The sequence below is a fragment of the Gordonia sp. NPDC057258 genome (assembly GCF_042668985.1).
Lineage (GTDB): Bacteria > Actinomycetota > Actinomycetes > Mycobacteriales > Mycobacteriaceae > Gordonia > Gordonia hongkongensis.
In genome coordinates, this window is sequence record NZ_JBHUXZ010000060.1 from 1 (window position 1) to 11935 (window position 11935).

9 protein-coding genes are annotated in these 11935 nt (G+C 69.0%); 4 read left to right on the top strand and 5 right to left on the bottom strand.

The window, feature by feature from the left end:
- Positions 1 to 584 precede the first annotated feature (584 nt).
- Entirely contained in the window at positions 585 to 1844 is a 1260-nt protein-coding gene (locus ACFUEJ_RS23685) for an HNH endonuclease signature motif containing protein (RefSeq protein WP_205334043.1), read from the top strand.
- A gap of 717 nt (positions 1845 to 2561) precedes the next feature.
- Here the strand turns inward: ACFUEJ_RS23685 and ACFUEJ_RS23690 are convergent.
- Together ACFUEJ_RS23690 and ACFUEJ_RS23695 are read right to left on the bottom strand one after the other, a co-directional pair.
- On the bottom strand, positions 2562 to 3692 hold the full coding sequence (locus ACFUEJ_RS23690) for a DNA polymerase IV (protein WP_388032300.1): 1131 nt from the start codon (positions 3690 to 3692) through the stop codon (positions 2562 to 2564).
- A 41-nt stretch (positions 3693 to 3733) separates the two neighbouring features.
- Positions 3734 to 4438 (bottom strand): hypothetical protein, encoded by a 705-nt coding sequence (locus ACFUEJ_RS23695; protein WP_388032302.1) that lies wholly within the window; start codon positions 4436 to 4438, stop codon positions 3734 to 3736.
- 304 nt (positions 4439 to 4742) lie between these two features.
- On the opposite strand from ACFUEJ_RS23695, the gene ACFUEJ_RS23700 reads away from it, so the two are divergent.
- Positions 4743 to 5411 (top strand): hypothetical protein, encoded by a 669-nt coding sequence (locus tag ACFUEJ_RS23700; RefSeq protein ID WP_388032304.1) that lies wholly within the window; start codon positions 4743 to 4745, stop codon positions 5409 to 5411.
- Between the two features lie 27 nt (positions 5412 to 5438).
- Here the strand turns inward: ACFUEJ_RS23700 and ACFUEJ_RS23705 are convergent, their stop codons facing one another.
- The 3 genes from ACFUEJ_RS23705 to ACFUEJ_RS23715 all read right to left on the bottom strand — a co-directional run bounded on the left by ACFUEJ_RS23705 (position 5439) and on the right by ACFUEJ_RS23715 (position 10544).
- Positions 5439 to 7193, bottom strand: coding sequence for an Hsp70 family protein (locus ACFUEJ_RS23705; RefSeq protein WP_388032306.1), 1755 nt, complete (start codon positions 7191 to 7193; stop codon positions 5439 to 5441).
- A 45-nt stretch (positions 7194 to 7238) separates the two neighbouring features.
- A complete protein-coding gene (locus ACFUEJ_RS23710; RefSeq protein ID WP_388032312.1) occupies positions 7239 to 9092 on the bottom strand; it encodes a dynamin family protein in 1854 nt (617 codons plus the stop codon).
- 69 nt (positions 9093 to 9161) lie between these two features.
- Positions 9162 to 10544 carry a GTPase gene (locus tag ACFUEJ_RS23715; RefSeq protein WP_388032308.1) on the bottom strand — a complete coding sequence of 461 codons (1383 nt, stop codon included), beginning with the start codon at positions 10542 to 10544 and terminating at the stop codon, positions 9162 to 9164.
- Between the two features lie 159 nt (positions 10545 to 10703).
- On the opposite strand from ACFUEJ_RS23715, the gene ACFUEJ_RS23720 reads away from it, so the two are divergent.
- Together ACFUEJ_RS23720 and ACFUEJ_RS23725 are read left to right on the top strand one after the other, a co-directional pair.
- On the top strand, positions 10704 to 11051 hold the full coding sequence (locus ACFUEJ_RS23720) for a hypothetical protein (protein ID WP_388032310.1): 348 nt from the start codon (positions 10704 to 10706) through the stop codon (positions 11049 to 11051).
- A 63-nt stretch (positions 11052 to 11114) separates the two neighbouring features.
- Positions 11115 to 11654: an RNA polymerase sigma factor gene (locus ACFUEJ_RS23725; protein ID WP_165630484.1), complete on the top strand. Its 540-nt coding sequence runs from the start codon at positions 11115 to 11117 to the stop codon at positions 11652 to 11654.
- Positions 11655 to 11935 lie beyond the last annotated feature (281 nt).

Here is an 11935-nt window from a genome sequence, read left to right on the forward strand (position 1 = left end):
CCCCTGCTCCCTGAGGAGCGCCCGGAGCTTGCGGAGGGCGCGTCACGAAGGGTCTTCGCAACCCGACTGACCAGGACCCTTCGTGACGGCCTCCGCAAGCTCCGGGCTCCTCAGGGAGCAGAGGTAAGGCTCGCCCCGAGCACAACGAATTCTTACGAAGTCCACGACGGCCGCCAGGCCGCAGATACTGAGGAGCCCGCCCGTAGAAGACGGTTGACGACCCAGCGCGCCACCCTGCGGAGACGACTCTGAAAGTTCGTCCCCCTCAGCATGATCGAAGGGCATATCGCCCTTCGAACGCACTCAGGTGGAGGAGTTTTCGGCTACACTCTCGCGCGCGCCCGAAGTCGACTGTCAAGCGCGAGATTTTGTGATCGGCGGCCCCTGCTCAACGGGAACCAGCTCAAACACCTCAAACTCAGTCGGTCGAAGGCGCGCCAGAACTAGAGAGCTGTGCGACTGAAGTACACCACTGTTGACGATCTGCGCACAGTCAACGCGAATAGGCGCTCATTAGACGACAATTGCTGCACAGTAGATGAATTCGAGCTTCTGGCCTGTGGAGAAACCTCGAAATCGAACGCATGTTCCGGTACCTTGGAGTCATGCCAGAGCTCACCACGCTCCTCGATCAACTCATCGACACCAGCCCGCCCGCCGACGACCCAACAGGCAGAGAAACACTCGACGCCCTCGACACGTGGCGCCTGATCCGCAACCTTGCCGATCATCAGATCGTCACGCACGCAGCGCAACTCGACGGCATCGGCGTCGCACAGAAAGCCGGCAGCACCACCAAGAAGCTGCTGATCGAGTCAGGCCACGCCCCGGCGGCCGCTCTTCGCACCATGCGCAGTGTCGACGCCCTGCCCACTCTGCCGGCCACAGCGCGGCATGCCGCCGACGGGCGGCTGTCCAGCGAGGTCGTCGACGCCATCGTCCGAGGCATGCACCAGATCGACAAGCGTTGTGGTGAGGCGCTTTCCGACGGTGACCGATCCCAGTACGAAACCGACCTCATCGCACAAGCGTTGTCCGGCGCGACCCCGACACAGGTCCTAGAACACGCCCGCGCGATCGCCAACGACCTCGCCGACACCTCCGACACCGGCCTTCCCGCGGCCGACGACCCATCGCTGAACGCGGTCACCGCCCACACCACCGACGACGGCCGCGTCGAAGTACATGCCGACCTCACCCAGGTCGTGGGCGAGAAGTTCCTGACGATGATCGACGAACGGTCCTGCCCACGGCCCGAACCCGACGGCACCGAAGATCGTCGCACCGCCGAGCAACGCCGTGCCGACGCTTTCGAGTTGATCCTCGACCAAGCAGCGATTGGCGCGACCATCGACACCGTCGGAAGCCCACGCACGCAACTGATGCTGACCATCCCCGCCACCGGAGAACTCGCAACGCTGCCGTGGACCGGGACGGTCAGCCATGCCACCGCGAAACAGGTCTCCTGCGACGGATCCCTGACCGAGATCGTCCTCGACAGTGAGGGCGTACCACTACAGATGGGTCACACCCGTCGGTTGTATCCGGCACACTTACGCAAAGCAATCATCGTCCGCGACGCCTGCTGCATCAAATGCGGTGCACCAGCGTCACATACCCAGGTCCACCACATCAAGTCGTGGGCCGACGGCGGACCCACCGACCTCGACAACGGCTGCCTGCTCTGCCAACGCTGCCACACCCAGGTCCACCACCACGGCTGGGACATCGTCATCGGTTACGACCGTCATCCGTGGCTCATCCCACCCGCGACCATCGACCCGCACCGCCGACCACTACCCGCCCACAACCGACGCACCATGCGACTCGACGACGCCGCCTGACCACACCTTCGCGCAGCACCTTCCGCACCCGGGCCACACCCGGGACCGCATCCGTCCCTTGACAACTCCACAGTGAACACCCCAGTCGGCTCCATACCCGGTCAAATATCGTGGGCCAGGCACGGCCCGCAGGGGGCCGCGAAACCTGGAAGCGAGGTTGCGGGCCGCCCCGCCCCGCTCCCTGGGTCGCGAGCCGCGAGCGTCCCTTCTGCTCCCTGATCCGAAAGGACTGCAAAAACCCTGCTCCATGATGTGCGAGGAGTGCCAGCGACGGCGACGCATCTCACCAGGCCCCTTCATGACGGCCTCCGCAAGCTCCGGCCTCCTCGGGGAGCAGTAGTCGGCCGCGCCCTCCGGAGTGTGGAAAGCGACCCGCTGGGTCGAGCAGAGCAACTATGAGCAGACGTCGGGCCGGCGACCGGCAGACCTCAACTCGACCGGCAGACTTCGATCGAGGTCTAGGAGTCGAGTTGAAGTCTGTCGGTCACGAATCGGGGCGGGTACGCGAGACAGTCCCGCCACTTGCGAGCGTCACGAAGGTTCTTGGTGAGTCGGGTTGCGAAGACCCTTCGTGACGCGTCCTCCGCAAGCTCCGGGCGCTCCTCAGGGAGCAGGGGCAGGCCGTTTCTTTGGACTAAGGAGCGGTGGCTCAGCACGCCCATCGGGCTCGGGAGCAGGGGCTGGCGCTTCTTTCTGATCAGGGAGCGGAGGGGCATTTCAGGTTGCGGCGCCTTCCTCGTCGGTCACCAGGTCGAGGCGTACGCCCAAGAGGCGGACCGGGCGGTCGATGTCGAACCTGGTGAGCAGGTCGGCGACCACCGACTCGAGTTCGGTGAAGTCGAGGCTGGGCGCGGGGAGCTTCCTCGACTTGGTGCGGGTGTAGAACGTCGTGGTGCGGACGGTCACCGCGACCCGGAACGGCAGGCGTTCCTCGCCGACCACCTGATCGAGCAACTCGCGCAGGAGATCCGCGGCGGCGGCGCGCATCTCGGCGGCGTCGCTGAGGTCGGTCGCGAAGGTGCGGGACTTGGAATGCGAACGCGCCCGCCAGGGTTCGGCGGTGATCGTCGAATCACCGCCGCCGCGGCAGAGGACGTACAGCCAATTGCCCTGGTGCGGACCAAAGGTGGCGATCAAGTCGTCGCGCGGAGTGGCGATCAGCTCGGTCACCGTAGTGATCCCAGTGGCGGCGAGCTTCGCCGACGTCTTCGGCCCGACGCTCCACAGGTCGCGAGTGGGCCGCTCCCCCATCAGTTCCAGCCAGTTGCGGTCGTCGAGCACGAACACGCGCGGCGCGTCGACACCGCTTCGCGCGCCGCCGGGCGGACGCTTGGCGAATCCGGTGGCCATCTTCGCGCGCTGCTTGTTGTCGCTGATCCCGACGCAGCTCGTGAGCCCGCACCGGTCGAGGATCTCCGAACGGATCCGTTCGGCCAGGTCGACGATGGCCGCGTCGTCGAAGGGGTCGACCTCCGCCCCGCGCGCGCTCACCCCCAGGTACGCCTCGTCCCAGCCCCAGACCTCGACCGGGTGACCGGTGGCCCGCAGGACGTCCATGACCTCGGAGGACGCCGCGTCGTAGGCGCCCATGTCGAGCGGCAGATACACCGCGTCGGGCAACTTGCGGTGCGCCGCCCGCAACGGCATCCCCGCACGGACGCCCACGTCGCGCGCCTCATACGACGCGCAGGTGACCACTTTGCGCGCCTCGGTCGGATCGCCGTTGCCGCCGACGATCACCGGCACCCCGACCAGCTCGGGGGCCCGCAGCCGCTCGACCGCGACCTGGAACTGGTCGAGATCGACGTGCAGGAGCCACCGATAGCGCTGCGAAACCGACGTGGTCACGACGCCCAGAGTAATCGCCGCGCGCCCGGTGGCCGATCAGATCAGCCGGCGATACAGATGTCGACCTCGCCCAGACCCATCGACCGGCACGAGGTGCGCAACGAGTGCGGGTTGTACCGCAGCACGGAGAGGGAACGGTCGGTCACGCTGCCGGCGTCGGCGAACGCGGTACTCGCAGCGGTGATGTGAGCGGCCAGCTCCGCACGGGTGGCCGGGTCGGACATCGCCACGGCGTGGGTCAGCACCTTCTCCAGGAGGGCGCGATCCCGATGCAGCGGCGGGGGCATGAGATTGAGTGCGGGCGAAGCGGTCCCACAGTTCGTCGGGTCGGTCAGCGCGTGCGCCGCGGCGAGCAGGTACGCGACGGCGACCGGCGCCGGACGCCGACCGTCGTGGTCGGCGTCGCGGTACGACCGCACCACCTTCGACGGCTCGACGTCCGTGGCGATCGGATCACCATCGGGACCACCGAGACCCAGGGCGGCCAGCGCCTCGTCGTGCGGCGACGAGACCTGTTCGGCAGCAACGGCTTCGGTTCGCATCAGCCGAAGCCGCGCGATGATCGCCCGGTGCCGGTGCACGGCCGCGTCGACCTCACGCATCAGGTCCGGCGTCACCCCGAAGTCCGCGGCACTCTCGGCGAGCGCCGCGTACCCGGTCAGGACGATCGACTCTTCGATGTCGATCGCCTCGCCGATCGCCGACGACGTGAGAAACGTGCGCGCACCGCGTCTCGATGCGCCCACAGACAAAACGCTGGTCAACGTCAACCCCTCCACTCAGACCACGACCATCGACGACCTGTCGAACCATGACGATCGTGGACACCGACGAGGAGCGAGATCCCGCCCCTCGAGTCGACCCCCTACGCCCCGGCACCCCCACACGATGTCGGCCATCGGCGCAGTGCGAGGATACGCTGAGCACGGATCGTTTGTGAGTCGAATGACTGAACACGCCGGTGCTGCGCCCGTTTCGGGACCAAAGGCCCTGTCCCGGCGAGCCCCCGGCAACGACCATGTAAGGGGCGACAGGCATCAGGAGGGGGACATGCTGCGATTCCTCGCCCGCGAACTCCACTGCTGGCGTGTGATGCACGCATCGTCGAATGGCCTGGTCCGCCGCGCCGACCGCCTGGAAACCGCGACACTCGTGATGTTGTGGATCGCAGCACTCGCCGGGCTCATGGTCGCCCTGACCGTCGGGGGCAACACCTATGCGGCGCACAAGGCGACGATCGAGCACCAGGGACCCCGACATTCGGTCAGCGCCACCATCATTCGCACGTCCGTCGAGGGCATCGGGGAACCACGCATCGGTGCACCGAGTGCCGGCGTCCCGGGCGTCGGTGTTCCGAGCGCCGACGTGCCGAGCGCCGCCGTGCCGAACGACAGCGGCCAGAACACCACCGACCACACCACCGTGGCGTGGCAGGACCCGAACGGTCACCGGCTCACTGCGTCCGTCGGCGCCGAGCCGCTCGACGCCGTCGGCCGGGTCCGGACCGTCTGGCTCGACGACACCGGCGCGGTGGTGGGCCCACCCGTGACCACGACGGACGCCGTGATGGAGGGCCTGATCGCCGGTGCCGGGGTGGTGATGCTCGTCGTGCTCGTCTGGTGGGGCTCGACCGTGCTCGTGTGCCTGGTCGCCGATCGGCACCGGTCACGAGAGTGGGACGCCGCGTGGCGTCAGTTCGACATCGACAGCCATCCCTGACCGACGACCTGCGCGTCGGCGTGCGGGTCAGCCGCTGACGACCGCCCAGATGACGAACGCCACCCAGGCCACGGCGCCCAGGATGTTGATGACGAGCGCCGTCGTGGTGAGGGCATCGCGACGGCCACCGGCACGCGTGATGCCCACGACCGTGAGTACCAGGCCGGCGATCGTACCCAGGCACAGCGGAAACCCGAGAATTCCCACGATGAGTCCCGCCAGCCCGAACGCATTCACCTTCCCCGATTCCGGAATCGGTTGCGCCGAGCCGGGTTGCGAGATGTGGGCAGGTGGAGCGACGGGCTGCGGGACGACGGGTTGCATCACGGGCCGCGCCGCTGCCACTGATGTGCCGGCGGGCATCCGATGCAGCCGCGGCCACTGGTCCGGCCGCAGGTCCACCGGTCCGACGGCCGCGAACACCGCACCCGGTTGGACGGCGGCGCCCGACCGCAGGTCGAGGCCGTGCACCGTGCCCGCGACCGGTGCGTCGATCGTCACCCGCCCGGCCGGGGAATCGACGGTCGCCAGCGGTTCCCCCGCTCGTACGGGCTGGCCGTTGCGCACCGAGACGGCGGCGATCACCGAACCGCCCGGCAACGCGGGGAACGCGATTCGACGACCCGATGCGTCGACCGCCGGGCCCACGGTCCGCCGCGGATCGGTCTCCCGCCCGGCGTCAAAGCTGTTGGCCTCGGTCCCCGGGACGACGTTGGTCGAGCGGAGGAGCCCACCCTGCGCGACGACGACCTTCGGGTCGCCGATCCGGGCGACCCGGCCTACCGACGACAGCGCGGACTGCAACATCGGGATGCTGCTGGTCCCGCCCGTGACATAGACGATGACCGGCCCGCCCGGACCGGTACCCGCGGCGTCGGCCCGCGCGATCGCGTCCCGGGTCAACTCGACGGCCCGCTCCACGAACGGTCCGATCATCGCCTCGAACTCGCGTCGCGTCAGCAGCAGCGTGTGCCGGGTGCCGGGCAGTTCGATGACGGCCTGCGCGGTGTCGGACAGCGCTTCCTTCGCCGTCCGCACCCGATCGGCCAGGGCGATCGCGGCGGCCGGGGATCGGAGCCGGCTCGGGAGGTCGGGGTCGAGTTCGGCGGCCTCGTCGTGCACCCAACGGATCATCCGGGCGTCGAGGTCCCGGCCGCCGAGGTGATTGTCGCCGCCCGACCCGGTGACGGTAAACCCCTCGGCGCCGTCGCGGACGAGGACCGCCACGTCGCACGTGCCGGCGCCGAAATCGAAGACACACATCCGTTCGCCACCACTGACGTCATGTCCGCGGTACACGTAGTACCAAGCGGCAGCGAGTGATTCGGAGGCGACACGCAGTGCGTCGGCGGGGATGCCGGCCCGCTGCGCCGCGCGCCGGAGGACGTTCTTGCGTCGCTCGCTCCAGCGGTCCGGATGGGTCAGCACGATCGAGTCGAACATCGGCAGTCCGCTGTGGCGCAACGCGGTCTGGTGCACGTGCCGCAGCACGGCGGCGATCAGATCCTCGACCGGCCAGAACCGGTCGCTGAGTTCGATCTCGCCGTCGTCGATACGCGACTTCGGGGTGTCCTCGAAGGCGTCGGGTGCCTGCAATCGCCGCTGCACCGCGTCGTGACCCACCACGACGGTCGCGTCAGCCGCGAACACCGCCGACGGCATCGCGGGTCCACCCGGGCCGAGCGGCACGATGACCGGCTCGCCGAACCCGACCCGGTACGCGGCCGCGGTGTTGCTGGTGCCGAAGTCGATACACAGTCGCCGCCTGCTCTCCTGCGCCACGTGGCCACCTCCTCAGGTGCAGATCGTTACACATGACAGCGGGTTTCATCCGGCGGGCGCTCGAAGTACCCGGGCGATCGACTTGCGCACGTTGTCGACCGCGATGATCTGGTTGCGGAGATCCTGGGCGATCTTCTCCCGCTCGGCCGCCGACTTCTTGGCATCGGCAGCGGCGTCGTTCAGGATCTTCGTCGACTCCGCGAGGAGCCGCTCGAGCAGTTCGTCGTAGGCGATCTGCAGGTCACCGCTGGCCTGCGCCTTGATCGACTGCAGCTGCGACCGGACGTCGGCCTTCATGTCGGCGACCGCCTTCGTCAACCACTTGCGGTGATTCTCCTTGCCGACCTTCGACGCCCGGAACCCGACGACGACGCCCGCCCACACCGGTACCGCCACCACGTTGACCACCGGGATGATCGCCAGCGGGCCGCCGGCGGCGACGATGGAGAGCAGGATCGGGTCGACCATGTTCTTCCACGGCGAGATCTTCTCCTGCTCACGGAGCTTGAGCTCGCCCGCGCCGCCGGCGATCTGCCCGACCAGCTCGTCGGAGATGGCGGCGTCGGCGAACAGTGCGTCGGCGATCCGCTCGATCCCGGCCACGAACGAGGCGCTCACCTCGCGCGCGGCGGCCTCGAGGTCGACGGTCATCTGCGCGATCAGCTCCTGGCCCGCCCGATGCGGTTCGTAGAAGCGCAACTTGTCGATGCGCGTCGACCACTGGCCCAGCAGTTTGTCGAAACGGTCCCGCATGAGGTCGTCGGTCTGCAGCGACGCCGCGGTGATGTCCTGCGTGAGTCGCGCCCGCCATTCCCGACGACGATCCTTGAGGCGCTGGAGCCGGTCGCGTTCGGCTTCGATGTCGGCTCGTTCGGCGGGAGTCGCGGTGGCGGCCTTCATCTCCAGGACCAGGCGCGTGCGGACGTCGTCGAGCCCGGCGAATGTCAGCTGCAGCGCGTTGCGCACCGGCGACGCGGCCCCGTCGCGGACCAGCGGGGTCAGGGCGTCGACGAGTTCGGGAACGCCCGACGCCGCGAGGGCCCGTTCACGACGGTCCGGATCGGGGATCGCCGCGGCCTGGGCGGCGATGCGGTTGGAGACGCCGATGATCGGGATGTGCGCGAAGCGAGGTGCGTTGGCGCCGATCAGCTTTCGGTTCTCGGCTACAATCGTCCGCCACTGCCGCATAACGAGGTCGGTCTTGGTGACCACCAGCACCACCGAGGCGACCTCCTCGCTGACACTGCGCAGGAAGTCGAGTTCGGGCGCGCTGAGCGGTGCGGTCGCGTCGCACACCATCACCAGCACCGACGCGCCGCGCGCCGCGCTGACCGCGGCCTCGACGTGTTCGGGGACCAGCGACCCGACGCCCGGTGTGTCGACGACCGTGACGCCGGGCAGCACCGTGGCGTCGACCCCCACCCGGGCCGAGACCGGCGGCACGAGAACGGAATCGACGGGCGTGCCGGGCGCGAGACGTTCCGCCGGCACCCCGGCCGCGTGACGTCCGCCGACGGTCACCCAGTCGGACAGTTCGGTCGCCGGGATGCGGTGGGCGGCACCGGGGAACTCGACGAGCGCGGTGCCGGCGGGCAGGTCGTCGGAGGCAGGGGTGAACCGGACGTACACCGAGGTGGTGATCTCGGCGTCGACGGGCGCGAGGTCGCCGACCCCGAGAAGCGTGTTGACCAGCGAGCTCTTGCCCCGGCTGACCTCGCCGATGACGACCACGGTCCCCTGCGGTGCCGGTCGGTCGCGGACGCGGGTCGCGCGGTCGGCGATGGCGTCCTCGCCGTGCTTGCGCAATGCGTCGATCGCCGAGCGCAGGACCGCCTCCGGCGTCGGCGTCGCACTCTTCGCCGGGGCCTTCTCGAGTCCCTTGGCCCCAGCCCCGGACATGGCGGCGGGTTCGCTGGAAGTCACCGTCTGCTCTCCTCGTTCACCCTGCGCTCCTCGTCGACCATCACGTCAGTTGACCCACAGTCCGCGCCGGACGAGTTGGTAGGTCTGCTCGAGCACCAGCAACGCCTCCCGTTCGGCCGACGTCGCCGCGAAGGCCCGCCGCGACCGGCAGTCGGTGGCCCGCTGCCGCGCGGCGTCGGCGATCACCGGTGGTGCGGCATTCGGCGGCAACGACAACAGCACGCGCACATCGCGACTCGCGACGACGACGTTGAGCTCGCCGACCAGTTCGCTGTCGGGCTGCCACCGGGCGAGGGCCTCGAGCGCGGCGATCTCGCGGAGCCGGTGCAGCGCCGGGGACGTCTCGGCCTCGTCGATCGCCTCCAGGAAGACGTCGCGTCGCGGACTGCGGTAGGCCGATTCGCGCAGCGCGGCCAGCACCGTGCGGGCCTTGAGGATGTCGCCGACGGCCAGGAATCGCCGGCCGATGGCCAGCCGCAATTCGTCGATACCCGAAACCCGGTGCAGCCACTCGCTGTACGCCCGTGCACCCTGCCGCGCGATCTCGCCCCCGGCGTCCATCGCATAGGTGCCCACGAGTTGCTCGAGCCGGCCCAGTTCGTCGACGTCGATCCCCGGCGGCGCGGGCATCCCGCCGTCGAGGATGGTCAGCAGCTCCCAGGACTCGAGCTGTCCGCGGCGCGAGATCTGGGCGGTCTCACGTTCGGTGACCCCGCAGACGCCCGCCTCGGCCATCAGCCCGGACACCGCGACCACGGCGCCCGCGATCGCCGGGAAGCGTCGCCAGACCCGGCGAGCGATCTCCTGCGCCTTGAGCATCGGGTTGTCGGCGGCGATGAGGTCGGCCTGGGAGATCACCAGGATGGTGTTCTGCGCCGACGCACCGGCGTCGGCGAGGAAGGCGACCTCGTCGGCCTTCGGTCCCGCGGCGTCGTCGAGCAGGAAGAGGACGACGTCCGGCCGGGCAAGCCTGCTCTGCCCGCCGAACACCCGCCGGGTCGCGATCTCGGCGGTGTCGGTGAAACCCGAGAGGCCGGGGGTGTCGATGACGCGGAAGCGCTCGCGCAGCAACCGGGACGGGGTGTGGACGATCGCATGGTCGATCTCCTCCGGTGGCCGGCCGAGGTCGCCGCGCATGGGTCCGGGGAGTTCGGTGACCGTGCCGTCGAGTCCGATGACCTCGACCCGTTGCGGGTTGCCCTCGACGTAGAGCGCGGCGACGCGGGTGCATTCGGCGCGGTCGGTCGGGGCGACACGGTCCCCGACGAGGGCGTTGAGCAGCGTCGACTTGCCGGAGCTGACGCGTCCGACGAGCGCGACGGTCAGTGGTTCGGCGAGCCGGGCCCGCAGGGCGGGGATCGTCACCGGGTCCGGCGCCAGCGGGCCCACCTCGTCGAGCAACTGCTCCACGCGACCACGCACGGTCATGCGCTGCTCCACGAGATCTGACCTCCCGAGACTTCTTCCGATCCGGCGGGAACATTCCGGGCTCGGCGACACTCCTAGGTACGTGCCGAGAATTGTCCATCACTCCTCGGCGCCCGGCAGTCGACCGGATGACAGAGACACCTGCGGAGGCGAACGACCATGACCGACGACCTTGACGATGACAGCGGCTCCGAGGAGAGCGGCTTCGACGACTGGCTGCGCGACACCGACCCGCCCGGCGAGCTGAGCGTGCCCGAGGGCGCGTGGGAGACCGCCGTCGGAACCGCGTTCGACCCGTCGTACGAACTCGACACCGACCTGACCGCCGCACCCGGGCCGGATCCGGCGGACGAGGAGTTCGACGGCGAGGTGTCTGCGGAATCCGACCTCGCGGGTGACGATCCGATCGGTGGTGACTTCGGGGACACCATCGACGACGTCTTCGGCGACGACGGGGATCCGGTCGTCGATCCCGTGGAGGACGGGACGTTCGATGACGACTTCTGAGGTGCGCGGCACCGAAAGTCGCGATGTGCTGCCATGGTCGGGGCACGGCCCTACGATGAGCGGGTGCAGTCGTTGATCGACGAATCCCCCTCTGGCGCGGACCTCCTCGAACGCGCCCGCGCCGGCGATCAGGCGGCCTTCACCACGCTCGTCGAACAACATCGAGACCGGCTGTGGGCCATCTGTTTACGCATCACCGGCAATCAGCACGACGCCGAGGACGCCATGCAGGACGCGCTCGTCGCCGCGTGGCGGGCCATCGGCAACTTCCGTGGTGACGCGCAACTGTCGACCTGGCTGTACCGCATCGGGTCCAACGCCGCGCTCGCCCGGATCCGCAAACGCACCGACGCCGACGACATCGCCGACCACGACCCGATGAGCCATCTGGACGTCGCGGCGCAGGTCGTCGTGTCCGACCGGATCGCCGAAGCGTTGGCGCAGGTCCCCGACGCCTACCGGGCGACCTTCGTGCTGCGCGTCTACGGCGAGCTCAGCTACTCCGAGATCGCCGAGGCCCAGGGCATCGGCCTGCAGACCGTGCGCAGTCGCATCTCCCGCGCGCGGTCCCTCCTGTCGGAGTTGCTCGCCGATCTGCGCTGACGGGGGGTACTCCCCGCGAATGATCCCGACGCGACTTCGAGGCCGTGGGGAACAAACCGGGGCAGACTCACCTCCAAGTAACCAGAACCACTTCACAACCCCCCGGCACCACCGCGCCGAACCCCGAAAGGACCCACCATGAGCACCGAGATCCCCGCCGACGCCGTTCTCATCGACACCGACGGAGACGGAGCCGTCGACGCCGCACTCACCGACGTCGACGGTGACGGCACCACCGACGCCATCCTCGACACCGACGGCGACGGCCAGGCCGACTCCAT